The organism is Escherichia sp. MR (assembly GCF_005280595.1).
Taxonomy (GTDB): Bacteria; Pseudomonadota; Gammaproteobacteria; order Enterobacterales; family Enterobacteriaceae; genus Escherichia; species Escherichia ruysiae.
This window is the reverse complement of record NZ_SZVK01000024.1, coordinates 18112-35978: the sequence shown is the minus strand read 5'-3', so window position 1 is coordinate 35978 and position 17867 is coordinate 18112. Positions and strand designations below refer to the sequence as shown.

Annotated in this window: 12 protein-coding genes and 2 pseudogenes; 10 read left to right on the top strand and 4 right to left on the bottom strand. The window is 50.5% G+C overall.

Annotated features, from left to right (window positions below; genetic code table 11):
- Positions 1-123 precede the first annotated feature (123 nt).
- From narU to FC814_RS12220, 6 genes are all read left to right on the top strand, one after another.
- Positions 124-1512, top strand: a complete 1389-nt coding sequence (gene narU / locus FC814_RS12245; protein WP_137325998.1) for a nitrate/nitrite transporter NarU — start codon at positions 124-126, stop codon at positions 1510-1512.
- Positions 1513-1621: 109 nt separating this feature from the next.
- Positions 1622-5362: a nitrate reductase Z subunit alpha gene (narZ, locus tag FC814_RS12240; protein ID WP_137325997.1), complete on the top strand. Its 3741-nt coding sequence runs from the start codon at positions 1622-1624 to the stop codon at positions 5360-5362.
- The gene (gene narH, locus FC814_RS12235; protein ID WP_000702538.1) at positions 5359-6903 is read left to right on the top strand and encodes a nitrate reductase subunit beta; all 1545 of its coding nucleotides are present in this window, start codon (positions 5359-5361) and stop codon (positions 6901-6903) included. Before narZ ends, narH begins: the two co-directional genes overlap by 4 nt.
- Positions 6903-7598, top strand: coding sequence for a nitrate reductase molybdenum cofactor assembly chaperone (narW, locus tag FC814_RS12230; RefSeq protein ID WP_001166380.1), 696 nt, complete (start codon positions 6903-6905; stop codon positions 7596-7598). The genes narH and narW overlap by 1 nt, the downstream gene beginning before the upstream one ends.
- Positions 7595-8275 carry a respiratory nitrate reductase subunit gamma gene (gene narI, locus FC814_RS12225; protein WP_000617141.1) on the top strand — a complete coding sequence of 227 codons (681 nt, stop codon included), beginning with the start codon at positions 7595-7597 and terminating at the stop codon, positions 8273-8275. Before narW ends, narI begins: the two co-directional genes overlap by 4 nt.
- 79 nt (positions 8276-8354) lie before the next feature.
- Positions 8355-9248 carry a PhzF family isomerase gene (locus tag FC814_RS12220; protein WP_137325996.1) on the top strand — a complete coding sequence of 298 codons (894 nt, stop codon included), beginning with the start codon at positions 8355-8357 and terminating at the stop codon, positions 9246-9248.
- A gap of 110 nt (positions 9249-9358) precedes the next feature.
- Here FC814_RS12220 and nhoA read toward each other — a convergent pair whose 3' ends face one another.
- Positions 9359-10204 carry an N-hydroxyarylamine O-acetyltransferase gene (gene nhoA / locus FC814_RS12215; RefSeq protein WP_032225164.1) on the bottom strand — a complete coding sequence of 282 codons (846 nt, stop codon included), beginning with the start codon at positions 10202-10204 and terminating at the stop codon, positions 9359-9361.
- 174 nt (positions 10205-10378) lie between these two features.
- On the opposite strand from nhoA, the gene FC814_RS12210 reads away from it, so the two are divergent.
- Positions 10379-10948 carry a flavin reductase family protein gene (locus tag FC814_RS12210; protein ID WP_000077277.1) on the top strand — a complete coding sequence of 190 codons (570 nt, stop codon included), beginning with the start codon at positions 10379-10381 and terminating at the stop codon, positions 10946-10948.
- Between the two features lie 4 nt (positions 10949-10952).
- Here the strand turns inward: FC814_RS12210 and pptA are convergent.
- Positions 10953-11180 (bottom strand): annotated as a pseudogene (pptA, locus tag FC814_RS12205) (tautomerase PptA).
- A gap of 311 nt (positions 11181-11491) precedes the next feature.
- On the opposite strand from pptA, the gene FC814_RS12200 reads away from it, so the two are divergent.
- Positions 11492-13468 (top strand): alkyl/aryl-sulfatase, encoded by a 1977-nt coding sequence (locus tag FC814_RS12200; protein ID WP_085460733.1) that lies wholly within the window; start codon positions 11492-11494, stop codon positions 13466-13468.
- 105 nt (positions 13469-13573) lie between these two features.
- Positions 13574-14623: a GGDEF domain-containing protein gene (locus FC814_RS12195; RefSeq protein ID WP_137326005.1), complete on the top strand. Its 1050-nt coding sequence runs from the start codon at positions 13574-13576 to the stop codon at positions 14621-14623.
- Here FC814_RS12195 and FC814_RS23145 read toward each other — a convergent pair.
- Positions 14624-14689, bottom strand: a pseudogene (locus FC814_RS23145) (glutathione S-transferase); the annotation flags it as partial.
- Positions 14690-14981: 292 nt separating this feature from the next.
- Here FC814_RS23145 and ansP point away from each other — a divergent pair.
- On the top strand, positions 14982-16481 hold the full coding sequence (ansP, locus tag FC814_RS12190) for an L-asparagine permease (RefSeq protein WP_032225162.1): 1500 nt from the start codon (positions 14982-14984) through the stop codon (positions 16479-16481).
- A gap of 112 nt (positions 16482-16593) precedes the next feature.
- On the opposite strand, the gene FC814_RS12185 is transcribed toward ansP, so the two are convergent.
- Positions 16594-17655: a YncE family protein gene (locus FC814_RS12185; RefSeq protein ID WP_000550658.1), complete on the bottom strand. Its 1062-nt coding sequence runs from the start codon at positions 17653-17655 to the stop codon at positions 16594-16596.
- Positions 17656-17867: the final 212 nt, after the last annotated feature.

Below are 17867 nucleotides of genomic sequence, written 5' to 3'. Positions count from 1 at the left end.
GCTTTCTTATCTATTCTTTCAGTCAGTATCTCACCTGATTCTCTTAATTCTAAAAGTGGGTCATCGCGCCCAACGTCCTGTCTTTCTTTTTTTCATTACCAACGTGTGCATGTGAGGAAGAATATGGTACTGCAAAATGAGAAAAGTAATCGTTATCTTTTGCGCGACTGGAAGCCAGAAAATCCGGCCTTCTGGGAAAATAAAGGAAAACATATAGCACGAAGAAATCTCTGGATATCAGTCAGTTGTTTACTTCTTGCATTCTGTGTCTGGATGTTATTTAGCGCAGTCACCGTTAATCTCAATAAAATTGGCTTTAATTTTACGACCGATCAGCTTTTTTTATTAACCGCATTACCCTCCGTTTCTGGCGCATTATTACGTGTCCCCTACTCCTTTATGGTGCCTATATTTGGTGGGCGTCGCTGGACTGTTTTTAGTACCGCGATCCTGATTATTCCCTGCGGCTGGCTCGGTATTGCCGTACAAAATCCCCATACTCCTTTTGGAATATTTATTGTTATTGCCTTGCTGTGTGGTTTCGCTGGCGCGAATTTTGCTTCCAGTATGGGCAATATCAGTTTTTTCTTCCCGAAAGCAAAACAAGGTAGCGCATTAGGGATTAATGGCGGATTAGGCAATTTAGGCGTCAGCGTGATGCAACTGGTTGCGCCACTGGTGATTTTTGTTCCGGTATTTGCCTTTCTCGGTGTTAATGGCGTACCACAGGCCGATGGCTCAGTGATGTCGCTGGCGAACGCCGCATGGATTTGGGTGCCACTGCTGGCGATTGCCACTATCGCCGCCTGGTTTGGGATGAACGATATCGCCAGTTCACGCGCGTCAATTGCCGACCAGTTGCCCGTTTTACAACGTCTGCATCTCTGGCTGTTGAGTCTGCTCTATCTCGCCACCTTCGGTTCGTTTATCGGTTTTTCCGCTGGTTTTGCCATGCTGGCGAAAACTCAGTTCCCGGATGTGAATATACTGCAACTGGCGTTCTTTGGGCCGTTTATCGGCGCGATTGCCCGGTCAGTTGGCGGTGCTATCTCCGATAAATTTGGCGGCGTGCGGGTGACGCTTATCAACTTTATTTTTATGGCGCTTTTCAGTGCCCTGTTGTTCCTCACTCTGCCTGGTACAGGTTCCGGCAATTTCATCGCATTTTTCGTCGTGTTTATGGGGTTGTTCCTGACAGCGGGTCTGGGTAGTGGCTCCACCTTCCAGATGATTGCTGTCATCTTCCGCCAGATAACCATTTATCGCGTCAAGATGAAAGGTGGCAGCGATGATGAAGCGCAGCGAGAAGCGATCACCGAAACGGCGGCGGCGCTGGGCTTTATCTCAGCCATTGGCGCAGTTGGCGGCTTTTTTATTCCGCAGGCGTTTGGCATGTCGCTGAATATGACAGGCTCTCCGGTGGGCGCGATGAAAGTGTTTTTAATCTTTTACATCATCTGTGTACTGCTGACCTGGCTGGTCTATGGTCGGCGGAAGTTTAGCCAAAAATAAGAGATCGATGCCTGATGCGACGTGTCGCACCCGTAGGTCGGATAAGGCGTTTATGCCGCATCTGACAAGGCATCAGATCCCAAATCATTCCTGGAGCAGGAGTCATGTCATGAGTAAACTTTTGGATCGCTTTCGCTACTTCAAACAAAAGGGCGAAACTTTTGCCGATGGTCACGGACAGGTGATGCATAGCAACCGCGACTGGGAGGACAGCTATCGCCAGCGTTGGCAGTTCGACAAAATCGTGCGTTCCACCCACGGCGTTAACTGTACCGGCTCCTGTAGCTGGAAAATCTACGTTAAAAATGGCCTGGTGACCTGGGAAATTCAGCAGACCGACTACCCACGCACTCGCCCTGACCTGCCCAATCATGAACCACGCGGCTGCCCGCGTGGCGCAAGTTACTCCTGGTATCTCTACAGTGCCAACCGCCTGAAATACCCGCTAATTCGTAAACGGCTGATTGAACTGTGGCGCGAAGCACTTAAACAACACAGCGATCCGGTACTGGCGTGGGCATCAATTATGAATGACCCGCAAAAGTGCCTGAGCTACAAGCAGGTACGCGGACGCGGTGGGTTTATCCGCTCCAACTGGCAGGAACTGAATCAACTGATTGCTGCCGCTAATGTCTGGACCATCAAAACTTACGGCCCTGATCGCGTTGCCGGTTTCTCGCCGATCCCGGCGATGTCGATGGTCTCTTACGCCGCCGGAACACGCTATCTGTCACTGCTAGGCGGCACCTGCTTAAGTTTCTATGACTGGTATTGCGACCTGCCGCCCGCCTCGCCGATGACCTGGGGCGAACAAACCGACGTACCGGAATCCGCCGACTGGTATAACTCCAGCTACATCATCGCATGGGGGTCTAACGTACCGCAGACGCGCACGCCAGACGCCCACTTCTTTACCGAAGTGCGCTACAAAGGCACCAAAACTATCGCCATTACCCCGGACTACTCGGAAGTAGCAAAACTGTGCGACCAGTGGCTGGCGCCAAAGCAAGGCACCGATAGCGCGCTGGCAATGGCGATGGGCCATGTGATCTTAAAAGAGTTCCACCTCGATAACCCCAGCGACTACTTTATCAACTACTGCCGCCGCTACAGCGATATGCCGATGCTGGTAATGCTGGAACCGCGCGACGATGGCAGCTACGTTCCGGGACGCATGATCCGCGCGTCTGACCTGGTGGATGGACTGGGTGAAAGCAACAATCCGCAGTGGAAAACCGTGGCGTTTAATATCGCTGGAGAACTGGTGGTGCCGAACGGTTCGATCGGTTTTCGCTGGGGAGAGAAAGGCAAATGGAATCTGGAATCCATTGCCGCAGGTTCAGAAACCGAATTGTCGTTAACCCTGCTCGGTCAACACGACGCTGTTGCTGGCGTGGCTTTTCCCTACTTTGGCGGCATTGAAAACCCGCATTTTCGCAGCGTAAAACACGATCCGATTCTGGTACGCCAGCTTCCGGTGAAAAATCTGACGCTCTCCGATGGCAGTGTCTGTCCGGTGGTCAGCGTTTATGATCTGGTGCTAGCAAATTACGGTCTTGATCGCGGGCTGGAAGACGAAAACAGCGCGAAAGATTACGCTGAAATCAAAGCCTACACGCCGGCATGGGGCGAGCAAATTACCGGCGTGCCGCGCCAGTATATTGAAACCATCGCCCGTGAATTTGCCGATACCGCCCATAAAACCCACGGACGTTCGATGATTATCCTCGGTGCTGGTGTTAACCACTGGTATCACATGGATATGAACTATCGGGGAATGATCAATATGTTGATCTTCTGCGGTTGTGTTGGGCAAAGCGGCGGGGGCTGGGCACACTATGTCGGTCAGGAAAAACTGCGTCCGCAAACCGGTTGGTTACCACTGGCCTTTGCGCTTGACTGGAACCGCCCACCGCGCCAGATGAACAGCACCTCATTTTTTTACAATCACTCAAGCCAGTGGCGCTATGAAAAAGTCACCGCTCAGGAATTGCTCTCACCGCTCGCCGATGCCAGTAAATACAGCGGTCATCTGATTGATTTCAACGTTCGCGCCGAACGCATGGGCTGGCTACCTTCTGCGCCGCAGTTGGGGCGTAATCCGCTCACGTTGAAAGCTGAAGCCGACAAGGCCGGATTATCACCCACTGAATTTACCGCTCAGGCGCTGAAATCGGGTGATTTGCGTATGGCCTGCGAGCAGCCAGATAACGGCAGCAATCATCCGCGTAACCTGTTTGTCTGGCGTTCTAACCTGCTTGGCTCCTCCGGCAAAGGCCATGAGTATATGCAGAAATATCTGCTGGGTACGGAAAGCGGTATTCAGGGGGAAGAACTTGGGCCAACGGAGGGAATTCAACCGGAAGAAGTCGAGTGGCAAACCGCCGCGATAGAGGGCAAGCTCGACCTGCTGGTGACGCTCGACTTCCGCATGTCCAGCACTTGTTTATTCTCCGATATCGTCCTGCCCACCGCGACCTGGTACGAAAAAGACGATATGAATACCTCGGATATGCATCCGTTTATTCATCCACTTTCTGCGGCGGTCGATCCCGCCTGGGAATCACGCAGCGACTGGGAAATCTACAAAGGTATCGCCAAAGCATTTTCGCAAGTCTGCGTGGGGCATCTTGGCAAAGAAACAGATATTGTACTGCAACCGTTATTGCACGACTCTCCGGCAGAACTCTCCCAACCGTGTGAAGTGCTCGACTGGCGCAAAGGCGAATGCGACCTAATCCCAGGTAAGACCGCGCCGAATATTGTGGCGGTGGAGCGCGACTACCCTGCTACCTATGAACGTTTTACCTCGCTGGGGCCGTTGATGGACAAACTTGGCAACGGCGGTAAAGGGATTTCGTGGAATACCCAGGATGAAATCGATTTCCTCGGCAAACTCAATTACACCAAACGCGATGGCCCGGCACAGGGGCGTCCGCTGATTGACACCGCTATTGATGCATCAGAGGTCATTCTGGCGCTGGCACCGGAAACCAACGGCCATGTAGCGGTAAAAGCCTGGCAGGCGCTGGGCGAGATCACCGGGCGTGAACATACTCATCTGGCGCTACACAAAGAGGATGAGAAGATTCGCTTTCGCGATATTCAGGCGCAACCACGTAAAATCATTTCCAGCCCCACCTGGTCCGGTCTGGAAAGCGATCACGTCTCCTATAACGCGGGATACACCAACGTTCACGAGTTAATTCCGTGGCGCACGCTGTCGGGACGCCAGCAGCTCTATCAGGATCATCCCTGGATGCGCGCCTTTGGTGAAAGCCTGGTGGCTTATCGCCCGCCTATCGACACCCGCAGTGTCAGTGACATGCGTCAGATCCCGCCAAACGGCTTCCCGGAAAAAGCACTTAACTTCCTGACGCCGCACCAGAAATGGGGCATTCACTCTACCTACAGTGAAAACCTGCTAATGCTGACGCTCTCGCGCGGCGGGCCGATTGTCTGGATCAGCGAAACCGATGCCCGCGAACTGACCATTGTTGATAACGACTGGGTGGAAGTGTTTAACGCCAACGGTGCGCTGACAGCTCGTGCGGTAGTCAGCCAGCGCGTGCCACCGGGCATGACCATGATGTATCACGCTCAGGAACGCATTATGAATATCCCCGGTTCAGAAGTGACCGGAATGCGCGGCGGTATTCACAACTCAGTCACCCGCGTTTGCCCGAAGCCGACGCATATGATTGGCGGTTACGCGCAACTGGCCTGGGGCTTTAACTACTACGGCACCGTCGGCTCGAACCGCGATGAGTTCATCATGATCCGTAAGATGAAAAACGTTAACTGGCTGGACGATGAAGGTCGCGATCAGGTACAGGAGGCGAAAAAATGAAAATACGTTCGCAAGTCGGCATGGTGCTTAACCTCGATAAATGTATCGGCTGCCACACCTGTTCGGTGACCTGTAAAAACGTCTGGACCGGGCGCGAAGGCATGGAGTACGCATGGTTTAACAACGTCGAAACCAAACCGGGTATTGGTTATCCGAAAAACTGGGAAGATCAGGAAGAGTGGCAAGGCGGCTGGGTACGTGATGTGAATGGCAAGATCCGCCCTCGCCTGGGCAGCAAGATGGGCGTAATAACTAAAATCTTCGCCAACCCGGTGATACCGCAGATTGACGACTACTACGAACCTTTCACCTTCGACTACGAACATTTGCATAGCGCGCCGGAAGGTAAACACATTCCCACTGCCCGCCCACGTTCGCTGATTGACGGCAAACGGATGGACAAAGTGATCTGGGGGCCAAACTGGGAAGAATTGCTGGGCGGCGAGTTTGAAAAACGCGCCCGCGACCGCAACTTCGAAGCCATGCAAAAGGAGATGTACGGTCAGTTTGAAAACACTTTCATGATGTACCTGCCGCGCCTTTGCGAACACTGCCTCAACCCCAGCTGCGTGGCGACCTGCCCCAGCGGCGCTATCTACAAACGCGAAGAAGACGGCATTGTGCTGATCGATCAGGATAAATGTCGTGGCTGGCGCTTGTGCATTAGCGGTTGTCCGTACAAAAAAATCTACTTCAACTGGAAAAGCGGCAAGTCGGAAAAATGCATCTTCTGTTATCCGCGAATTGAGTCCGGTCAGCCCACGGTCTGCTCCGAAACCTGCGTGGGGCGCATTCGTTATCTTGGTGTACTGCTCTACGACGCCGACCGCATCGAGGAAGCAGCGAGCACCGAGCGCGAAGTTGATCTCTATGAACGCCAGTGCGAAGTGTTCCTCGATCCGCACGATCCATCAGTGATCGAAGAAGCCCTGAAACAAGGTATCCCGCAAAACGTGATTGAGGCAGCCCAGCGTTCACCGGTTTACAAAATGGCAATGGACTGGAAACTGGCGCTACCGTTGCACCCGGAATATCGCACCCTGCCGATGGTCTGGTACGTGCCGCCGCTGTCGCCGATTCAGTCTTACGCCGACGCGGGCGGACTGCCCAAAAGCGAAGGCGTACTTCCCGCCATCGAAAGCCTGCGTATTCCGGTGCAATACCTCGCCAATATGTTGAGTGCGGGCGATACCGGCCCTGTACTGCGGGCGCTGAAAAGGATGATGGCAATGCGCCACTATATGCGTTCGCAAACCGTAGAAGGTGTAACTGATACCCGCGCGATCGACGAAGTCGGGCTGAGCGTCGCCCAGGTGGAAGATATGTATCGCTATCTCGCTATCGCCAACTATGAAGATCGGTTTGTCATTCCGACCAGTCATCGGGAAATGGCGGGCGACGCCTTCGGTGAACGCAACGGCTGCGGCTTTACTTTTGGCGACGGTTGCCACGGCTCTGATACTAAATTCAACCTGTTCAACAGTAGCCGGATCGATGCTATCGACATTACCGAAGTACGCAATAAAGCGGAGGGGGAATAATGCAAATCCTCAAAGTGATTGGCCTGTTGATGGAGTACCCGGACGAGCTGCTATGGGAGAACAAAGACGACGCGCTGGCGCTGATTCGCCACGACGCGCCGATGCTCACCGATTTCACCTGCGACCTGCTTAATGCGCCGCTGTTGGATAAACAGGCTGAATGGTGTGAAGTGTTTGACCGTGGACGTACCACCTCGCTGCTGCTATTTGAACATGTTCATGCCGAGTCACGCGATCGCGGTCAGGCAATGGTGGATCTGCTGGCGGAGTATGAAAAAGTCGGCCTGCAACTAAATTGTCGCGAGTTGCCTGATTATCTGCCTTTGTATCTGGAGTATTTAAGTGTGCTACCCGACAACCAGGCTAAAGAAGGTTTGCTCAACGTTGCGCCAATCCTCGCCCTGCTCGGCGGGCGCTTAAAACAACGTGAGGCGCCGTGGTATCCGTTGTTTGACGCCCTGCTGCATCTGGCGGGAAGCACACTCTCAAGTGACAGTGTCACAAAACAGATACGCAGCGAGGAGCGCGACGACACCCGTCAGGCACTGGATGCGGTGTGGGAAGAGGAACAGGTGAAGTTTATTGAAGATAACGCCACGGCGTGTGACAGCTCGCCGCTTAATCAATATCAGCGACGCTTTAGTCAGGATGTCGCACCGCAGTATGTGGACATCAGTGCGGGAGGTGGGAAATGATTCAGTATCTGAACGTCTTTTTTTACGATATCTACCCGTACTTGTGTGGCACGGTTTTTATCCTCGGAAGCTGGTTGCGCTACGATTACGGGCAGTACACCTGGCGTGCCTCCTCAAGCCAGATGTTGGATAAACGCGGAATGGTGCTGTGGTCGAACTTGTTCCATATCGGTATTCTGGGGATCTTCTTCGGTCATCTGTTCGGCATGTTAACGCCGCACTGGATGTACGCGTGGTTCCTTCCGGTGGCGGTAAAACAGCAGATGGCGATGATCCTCGGCGGTATTTGCGGGGTGTTGACGCTGATTGGCGGTGCGGGGCTGCTGGTGCGTCGTTTAACAAATCCGCGTATCAGGGCGACGTCTTCTGGTGCGGATATCCTGATCCTCGCCATTTTGTTAATTCAGTGCATTCTTGGGTTAACCACCATTCCCTTTTCAGCACAACATCCGGACGGCAGTGAAATGATGAAGCTGGTGGGATGGGCGCAAAGCATCGTCACTTTCCAGGGCGGCGCATCGACGCATCTTGATGGCGTAGCTTATATCTTCCGCGTTCATCTGGTGTTGGGAATGACCATCTTCCTGCTCTTCCCGTTCACCCGACTGGTGCATGTATGGAGCGCACCGTTTGAGTACTTTACCCGCAGGTATCAGATTGTGCGCTCACGGCGATAATTCTCATGCCGGCCGGATAGCCTTTCGCTCTCCGGCCGATTGCAGGCTATGATAGTTCTCCAGCCACAGGAGAACAGTAATGAAACCGCAGATTTACCACGTCGATGCTTTTACCTCTCAACCGTTTCGCGGCAATTCTGCCGGTGTTGTATTCCCTGCCGATAATCTTAGCGAAGCGCAAATGCAACTTATCGCCCGCGAGTTAGGCCATTCGGAAACGGCTTTTCTGCTGCGCAGTGACGACAGCGATGTACACATTCGCTACTTTACGCCAACGGTTGAAGTGCCAATTTGCGGTCACGCGACGGTAGCAGCGCACTATGTACGTTCAAAGGTATTGGGTTTGGGAAATTGCACCGTCTGGCAAACATCGTTGGCGGGAAAGCACCGTGTCACTATCGAAAAACAAAACGGTGATTATCGTATTTCTCTGGAGCAAGGCACGCCGGGCTTTGAACCGCCGCTGGAAGGTGAAGCTCGCGCGGCAATTATCAACGCGCTCCATCTCACTGAAGACGATATTTTGCCAGGCTTGCCAATTCAGGTGGCAACCACAGGACACTCAAAAGTGATGATTCCGCTGAAACCGGAAGTGGATATCGACGCCCTTTCGCCTGACCTTGCTGCGCTGACCGCTATCAGTAAACAGATTGGCTGCAATGGTTTCTTCCCCTTCCAGATCCGCCCAGGCAAAAATGAAACCGATGGTCGCATGTTCTCGCCTGCGATTGGTATTGTGGAAGATCCGGTGACCGGCAATGCCAATGGCCCAATGGGCGCATGGTTAGTGCATCACAACGTATTGCCCCACGATGGCAACGTGTTGCGTGTTAAAGGCCATCAGGGACGAGCTCTGGGGCGTGACGGCGTGATTGATGTGACGGTGACTATTCGGGACAACCAACCGGAGAAAGTCACCATTTCTGGCACAGCGGTGATTTTGTTTCATGCCGAATGGGCCATTGATCTCTGAAACCGTTGCCGGTCCCAATTGCCTGATGCGCTTCGCTTATCAGACCTACAAGCGTGAATCTGTTGGCTAATTTAGGCCGGATAAGGCGTTTACGCCGCATCCGGCACATACTATTTCCCCGCCTCCGGATGTGTGTCGAACGCTGCCATCACCAGTGCCAGTTCATCCACGGTAAACCCATGTTTCGCATCATCCACGCCCAGCCCAAATTGTTCCTGCATCACGGCATATAACGACGCCACATCCGGTAGATTCCGCTGATCCACCGCGTGCCCATTTTCATAATGGGTGAAATGGAAATTGGTCAGCGTCAGCTTGCCACCGTCCGGCAAATGGCGGCACATCAACAGATGATGGCGAAAATGCGACTGCGGCCAGTGCGCCGACCAGAAATTGCCCATCACATAATCACTTTGTTGCTGCTCGCAGAGATCAAAACGGTACATCGACTGCCAGTGCTGATGATGATTAAACTGTAAAACCCAGTTATCACCCTCCTGCAACAACCGATACTCTCCGTGTGGCGTGGTTTGCGCGATATCCGGCACTAAACGGATTGGCGCGGTCAGCGTCTGACCACCAAAACCGACGTCGGCAATCCATTGTTCACCCTCCAGTTCTACTAACAACAGACGGTGCGTGCGCGGCGGCAACGATGGTGGGTTAGATAACACCACGCGACCTAACAAACTGCGAACGTTAAATCCCAGCTCACGTAACACTCGCTCAAACACACCATTCTGCTCAAAACAGTAACCGCCACGTCGCGCAGTCACCAGCTTCTCTTCAAGCGATTGATCATCAAGCTGGATTTCTCTCGGCAGCAAAACGTCGAGATTTTCAAATGGAATAGTGCAATTGTGTTTCAGGTGTAATGCTCGTAGCGTATCGATATTGACCGCAGCAGCACCCGTCCAGCGAATACGGGCAAAATAGTGATTCAGAATGGGCGTCATCAGGCGTTTCCCTTAGTGGTTTTCTCAATTTATAACCTGGAATGGACGCCACACCGGCTATTTTGTGCGATCGCGGACAAGCATCACGTTCGCAAATCGCCAATCCCGTTAATTTCGTTACTTATTGCGTTACGAGCTACGCTTTTAAAACCACTTTCTTAGCGAGGCGATACCGTGAGCCAATTTATTCCCGTTGAGTTGCATCATGCCAGCCGTCTGTTAAACCACGGCCCTACCGTCCTGATCACCAGTTTCGATGAGCAATCCCAGCGACGTAACATTATGGCTGCGGCCTGGTCGATGCCCGTGGAGTTCGAACCACCACGCGTGGCAATTGTGGTCGATAAATCGACATGGTCACGGGAGTTGATTGAACGTAGTGGCATGTTTGGCATTGTGATCCCAGGCGTCGCAGCAACAAACTGGACGTGGGCAGTGGGCAGCATTTCTGGGCGTGATGAAGATAAGTTTAACTGTTATGGCATTCCGGTTGTGAAAGGTCCGGTGCTTGGCTTGCCGGTGGTCGAAAAGAAATGTCTGGCATGGATGGAGTGCCGCTTGCTTCCCGCGACTTCTGCGCAAGAAAAATACGACACGCTGTTTGGCGAAGTGGTATCAGCAGCGGCAGACGCTCGTGTTTTTGTCGAAGGCCGCTGGCAATTTGATGACGATAAACTCAATACGCTACATCATTTAGGCGCTGGCACCTTTGTTACCAGCGGCAAGCGTGTTACGGCTGGTTAAGCAATTACATGCTGTAACCGGGTTTCTTTATCAAAGTCTCCATTTGGGGTGCGATTTCAGCGTCCCAGACAGCTTACCACGATTCCGGTTGTATCTGGTGTAGGGCAATGCTTATCGAACTTTCTTTACTGTTCAGATGGCGAATAATGACGTCGGTAATCTCCGCCGCCAGTGCCGTTTTTTGTTGTTCATCCAGTTCACGGGGAAAACATTTAATGTCTATGTGCGGCATTGTTGTGCTCCTTTTTAAAGACTGCCAGCAAATTTAGCACAAGCCGAAAACGTCATGTGTTATTTGATGCGAAATGATGTGCGATATATACGCCGTCACTTTAATAACATACATATACTATTAGCTTCCGCGCCAATAAGCACCCGTCCTGTAACATACAGAATCTATTCTTTATTTATTATCATATTAAGAAAATTCACGACATCCAGCTTGCTGATTTATTAATGCCAATTATAGTTATTCTTGCCCTCAATCATAATTTTCAATCGTAATATCCTTTCTTTTATAAAGTCTTTCTGGAGACACTTGCGATGCAGCTTAACCATATTGCTAAAAGTCTGCTAGTCATGGGATTATTCACAACAAGTTCACTTCCTCTCATCGCAGCAGAAGCGCCCAAAGAGGCCTCCGCTGCCACCCAACAAGCGAATAACGCACTTTATAGTCAATTGCCGTTTTCCGATAACAGCGATTTTGCTGATGCTCATAAAGGTTTTATTGCTCCTTTACCTCAGGAAGTGATTAAGGGTGAACAAGGGAATGTAATCTGGAACCCACAGCAATATTCTTTTATCAAAGAAGGCGATAAAGCACCTGATACTGTCAATCCAAGTTTATGGCGTCAGGCGCAACTGATAAATATCAGCGGCTTATTTGAAGTGACTGAAGGCGTCTATCAGATTCGCAATCTCGATTTATCAAATATGACCATCATTGAAGGTAAAGAAGGTATTACCGTTGTTGATCCACTGGTTTCAGCAGAAACAGCTAAAGTTGGCATGGATCTTTATTATAAAAATCGCGGTCAAAAACCAGTGGTGGCGGTTATCTACACGCACAGTCATGTCGATCACTACGGCGGCGTTCGCGGTGTGGTTGATGAAGCTGACGTTAAGTCAGGAAAAACAAAAATTTATGCGCCAGCCGGATTTTTAGAAGAAGCTGTTTCAGAAAATATTATGGCTGGCAATGTAATGAGCCGTCGAGCCAGTTATATGTACGGTAATTTGTTGAAACCTGATGCTAAAGGTCAGGTCGGCGCTGGGCTGGGAACAACGACCTCAGCCGGAACGGTTACATTGATTGCCCCTACCAACTACATCACCAAAACCGGACAAAAAGAGACTATCGACGGGCTGACCTATGATTTTTTGATGGCGCCCGGTTCCGAAGCACCTTCCGAAATGCTGTGGTTTATTGAAGAAAAGAAACTGATCGAAACCGCAGAAGATGTCACGCACACCCTCCACAACACCTATTCGCTGCGTGGTGCCAAAATTCGTCAACCTCTCCCGTGGTCTAAATACATCAACGAAGCCCTCAATCTGTGGGGCGATAAAGCGGAGATTATTCTTGCCCAGCATCACTGGCCAACCTGGGGTAACGATAACGTTGTCAAACTGCTAAAAAGCCAACGCGATTTGTACCGTTATATCAACGATCAAACGCTACGCATGGCGAATCAGGGGCTGACTCGTGATGAAATTGCCGCAAACTTCAAATTGCCCTCTTCACTTGCTAACACCTGGGCGAATCGCGGTTATTACGGTTCAGTGAGCCATGATGTGAAAGCAACTTATGTGCTTTATCTTGGCTGGTTTGATGGTAACCCCGCGACTCTTGATGAACTGCCACCAGAAGAAGCCGCTAAAAAATTCGTGGAGTATATGGGCGGTGCTGATGCCATTTTACAAAAAGCCAAACAGGATTATGACCAGGGAAATTTCCGCTGGGTTGCCCAGGTTGTCAGTAAGGTGGTGTTTGCCGATCCAAACAACCAGGCTGCAAGGAATCTGGAAGCCGATGCGCTTGAACAGTTAGGCTACCAGGCCGAATCCGGGCCGTGGCGTAATTTTTATCTCACTGGCGCACAGGAATTACGCAATGGTGTGCAAAAACTGCCTACGCCAAATACAGCCAGTCCTGACACCGTTCGTGCCATGACGCCGGAAATGTTCTTTGATTATCTTGCTGTGCATATAAATGGCGAGAAAGCGGCAGACGCTAAAGCAGTATTGAATTTTGATTTCGGTGAAGATGGCGGCACTTATAAAGTGGAACTGGAAAACGGTGTGCTCAATCACACGGCTGATACGCAAGCCTCTGACGCCGATGCGACTATCACCCTCTCCCGCGATGTCCTGAATAAAATCATCCTGAAGGAAGAGACATTAAAAGAAGCCACGGATAAAGGCGAAGTAAAAATCACTGGAAATGAGGAAAAACTCAACGAACTGTTAGGTTATATGGACAACTTTGAATTCTGGTTCAATATTGTAACGCCATAATTTTCGTGTAAGTCGGGCAGGTTCCCTGCCCTTTTTGGGTTATAAACAAACATGTATTCTGACAAAAGAAAACACCCTCATTATTCATGGAAAAACCGCCAGGATATGGTTATTCGCGGTATGGCGATTAGCCTGCCGTGGTTTGCGTTGATTAACATCAGTTTTTCATCGTTGGTTTTGCTTCGAGGGGTATTGTTTAATGAAGGCACGACTCCATGGTTTAATGAGAAAAATCTTGTACATACGATTGATATTTCATCATTAGGTATTCTGCTAATCAGTGGTCTTTTATTAGTTAGCCCACGCAACAAAGTACAGTATATTCAGCAGTTATTGGTTATTCTAAGCCTACTATGGTCATGGTGTTGTTTTTATTTTATTGCACACTGGACGCTGCCTTTTGCATATCCACTGTGCGTATTACTAATGCTTAGTGCCGTTGTTGCGCTATATTTCCACACCCCATCACTCCTCGCATTTGTCATTCCATTATGGTTTAGCATCCCGTTAGCCAGTCTTGTGCTCAATCAGTATGTGAATATTCATTTCGCTGTTATCTGGAGCATTTTTTCACTGGCTCTCTATGGCGGACGTTTTATTTTGTTGCGTTGGTTTGAAGAAGCATGGCAACAAAATAAGTACAACAACCAGTTGATTCATCGCCTCGATGCATTAGCTCATCGCGATCCCTTAACTGGAGTGGCAAACCGACGAGCGTTGGATAGTATTTTACGCGATGCCGTCGAACAAAAGACGTCGTTCGTTTTAATTATGCTGGATGTCGATTTTTTTAAACGCTACAACGACACTTATGGGCACCCTGCTGGCGATCGTTGTCTGATACAAGTTGCCAACGCACTGCAACGTGCAATTCGCCAGCCCGAAGATGTAGTTACGCGCTATGGCGGTGAAGAGTTTGCCATTATTCTTTTCAATGCGGGCTTGCAGGAAGCCGAAGCGATAGCAGCCAGAGTTAAGCAAGAACTTAAACTGGCGGCTATCCCGCATCAGGCATCTGCTGTTAGTGCATTTGTTACGGTTAGTCAGGGGATTGCCTGTTCTGCTCCTGCAAAAACGGCTGAACAAATAGTTGCTGATGCCGATGCCGCGTTATATCGGGCGAAAGAAAATGGGCGAAATCGGTGGGCTAAATAACTCTATTCCGCTGACATCAACAAACTTATAGGGAATATCAGCCAAAGTCAGCATCAGTTCACTCATGGTGGAACCCCATACACCTTAATCATATTTCCCCCACACAGCGTTAAAGCTTAAGTGTAGGTCAGTAAACAGGGCGGCCAGGACTAAGATTTGTCATTTTTTCAGCAATCCTTTTAATCCCCACTCAACTTGCAAGGGGATATTTTGCATCGTTTATCGATAACAGGTAGGATGCTGCGCCGATAGTTTTATACCCATAAAGAATAATGGTAATAACTGTCATCGCCAGGATGAATAAACATTGTTCATGGCGGCTTATAAGACTTTTTCAACGAAGCAATCAGGGAGAGCAATGAGTAAACACGACACCGACACTTCAGATCAACACGCCGCGAAACGCCGCTGGCTTAATGCCCATGAAGAGGGTTATCACAAAGCGATGGGTAATCGCCAGGTGCAGATGATCGCCATTGGCGGCGCGATTGGGACTGGTTTGTTTTTAGGCGCGGGTGCCCGACTGCAAATGGCCGGCCCGGCACTGGCACTGGTCTATTTAATCTGCGGCCTGTTTTCGTTTTTTATTTTGCGTGCGTTGGGTGAGTTGGTATTACATCGCCCTTCCAGTGGTAGTTTTGTCTCTTATGCGCGTGAATTTTTGGGAGAGAAAGCCGCTTATGTTGCCGGCTGGATGTATTTCATCAACTGGGCGATGACCGGGATTGTCGATATCACCGCCGTCGCACTGTATATGCATTACTGGGGCGCGTTTGGCGGCGTGCCGCAATGGGTATTTGCACTCGCTGCGCTGACCATCGTTGGCACCATGAATATGATTGGTGTGAAATGGTTCGCAGAGATGGAGTTCTGGTTTGCGCTGATTAAAGTGCTCGCCATTGTGACCTTTTTGGTCGTGGGTACAGTGTTCCTCGGTAGCGGTCAGCCGCTGGATGGCAACACCACTGGCTTTCATTTAATTACCGATAATGGCGGCTTCTTCCCCCACGGTTTGCTGCCTGCGCTGGTGTTAATTCAGGGCGTGGTATTTGCTTTTGCCTCCATCGAAATGGTCGGAACTGCCGCCGGAGAATGTAAAGATCCGCAGACTATGGTGCCAAAAGCAATTAACAGCGTGATTTGGCGTATTGGCCTGTTTTATGTCGGTTCCGTGGTGTTGCTAGTTATGTTATTGCCGTGGAGTGCCTATCAGGCCGGTCAAAGTCCCTTTGTGACCTTCTTCTCTAAACTCGGTGTGCCGTACATTGGCAGCATCATGAATATTGTGGTATTGACCGCGGCCCTCTCCAGCCTGAACTCTGGTCTGTACTGCACCGGGCGTATTCTGCGCTCGATGGCGATGGGCGGATCTGCGCCGGGTTTTATGGCGAAAATGAGTCGCCAGCATGTGCCGTATGCCGGGATTCTGGCGACGCTGGTTGTGTATGTCGTTGGCGTATTCCTCAATTATCTGGTGCCGTCGCGCGTATTTGAGATTGTCCTGAACTTCGCGTCATTGGGAATTATCGCCTCGTGGGCGTTTATCATTGTTTGTCAGATGCGCCTGCGTAAAGCCATCAAAGAAGGTAAAGCGGCAGATGTCAGTTTTAAACTGCCTGGCGCGCCCTTCACTTCCTGGCTGACATTACTGTTTTTACTGAGTGTTCTTGTGCTGATGGCGTTCGATTACCCGAACGGGACTTATACCATCGCGGCGCTGCCGATTATCGGTATTCTGCTGGTTATAGGCTGGTTTGGTGTGCGCAAACGCGTTGCTGAAATTCACAGCACTGCGCCAGTCGTCAAGGAAGATGAAGAACAACAGGAAATTGTGTTTAAGCCTGAAACGGCGAGTTAATTGCAAAATTGCCCGGCTACGTGCCGGGCAAATTCAAATTACTGACGAAGGTGCCGGATGCGGCGTGATAAAAGTCAGGCAAGTCACTCCATTTTCACCCTCGCCATATCTATTACAGCGCAATACGAATCACATCGTCCGGCTGAGTGGCTTCTTGCTGTTTAGTCGATTTTTGCTTCACGCTGACATACAGCGTTTTGCCATCGGCAGAAAGCGCCAGGCTGTTAGGATGGGTCGGCGTGTCGAACGTTTTCACCACTTTGTAGTTTTTCGCGTCAATCACACTGACTTTACCCGCCTGCCGATGCGTCACATAGGCTTCATTACGCGCCGGGTTAAACAACACAGCCAGGGATTCCGGTGCTGCTACCTTCGCCAGAATATTGCCGTTACGGGTATCGACCACCAGCACTTCTGCCGCTTTGGAGTCAGTGATAAACGCTCGCTGGTTGGCAGTATCGAGACTGATGTTGATAAAGAAATGCTCTTTGCCATCATCCAGCAGCTTTTTACGGCTCAGGATTTTGTTGTCGGCAGTGTCAATGGTAATCAGTTCACCATCGGCGTTAGTGGTATAGAGACGTTTGCCTTTGCTATCCAGCGCCAGGCCGGTGCTCATTTTACCGGTGTTCTGGATGGCGGTTTTCAGTTTGATATTCTCGCCATCAACCACCCAAATCACACTCTCTTTCCCAATACCGCTGATGTAAACAGTGTTCGTGGCATCGTCAGCAACCAGCTCACGTGGCTGCAGCGGACGCACCTCTTCTGTACGTTTGCGATCGTCCAGCACCAGACGCCCTTTCACTTCGCCCGTTTTGGCATCAATTGCCGTGACCGCACTGTTTACTGTGTTACCAAACCACAGCGTTTGCGTCGCGTTGTTGATAGTGGCACCAAACGGCTTGAGATCGTTATGGATCGCCTGAGTGACTTCCAGAGTCACCGGATCGAGACGATAAACCACACCGCCTTTGTCCAGTTTGCGGCTTTGCGAAGTGGCGAGCCACAGCGCGTTTTCTTGCTGGCTATAAGCCATTTCGTAGGCACCTTTACCTACCGCTTTACGCAGCATTTCTTCTGCGGCCTGCGTACTGAATGATGAAGCAACAAGCAATGAACCTAACAGTAATGAACCACGCAGGCGCGATGAAAACAGATGACGTAAATGCATGACGACTCCCTTTGATGAACCGATTTATAGCAGCTTCACAATGCTTCGTTGAGCATAATCTTCGTTACGCCCTTGTTATAAATGGGAATGGTAATCATTATTTTCTCAAATGTGGAGCATTTCTTGTTGTTACGACTACAATTTTCTCAATTGATTAACGTATTGTGCCGTTTCGTTTTCCATAAATTTACAAATTTATTACCATTGAAGCG

Excerpts from the sequence above, each read along its gene's own strand:
- narI (WP_000617141.1), top strand. The coding sequence starts at position 7,595 with ATGATTCAGTATCTGAACGTCTTTTTTTACGATATCTACCCGTACTTG.
- nhoA (WP_032225164.1), bottom strand. The coding sequence starts at position 10,204 with ATGACGCCCATTCTGAATCACTATTTTGCCCGTATTCGCTGGACGGGT.
- narH (WP_000702538.1), top strand. The coding sequence starts at position 5,359 with ATGAAAATACGTTCGCAAGTCGGCATGGTGCTTAACCTCGATAAATGT.
- narU (WP_137325998.1), top strand. The coding sequence starts at position 124 with ATGGTACTGCAAAATGAGAAAAGTAATCGTTATCTTTTGCGCGACTGG.
- ansP (WP_032225162.1), top strand. The coding sequence starts at position 14,982 with ATGAGTAAACACGACACCGACACTTCAGATCAACACGCCGCGAAACGC.
- narZ (WP_137325997.1), top strand. The coding sequence starts at position 1,622 with ATGAGTAAACTTTTGGATCGCTTTCGCTACTTCAAACAAAAGGGCGAA.
- FC814_RS12220 (WP_137325996.1), top strand. The coding sequence starts at position 8,355 with ATGAAACCGCAGATTTACCACGTCGATGCTTTTACCTCTCAACCGTTT.
- FC814_RS12195 (WP_137326005.1), top strand. The coding sequence starts at position 13,574 with ATGGTTATTCGCGGTATGGCGATTAGCCTGCCGTGGTTTGCGTTGATT.
- FC814_RS12200 (WP_085460733.1), top strand. The coding sequence starts at position 11,492 with ATGCAGCTTAACCATATTGCTAAAAGTCTGCTAGTCATGGGATTATTC.
- narW (WP_001166380.1), top strand. The coding sequence starts at position 6,903 with ATGCAAATCCTCAAAGTGATTGGCCTGTTGATGGAGTACCCGGACGAG.
- FC814_RS12185 (WP_000550658.1), bottom strand. The coding sequence starts at position 17,655 with ATGCATTTACGTCATCTGTTTTCATCGCGCCTGCGTGGTTCATTACTG.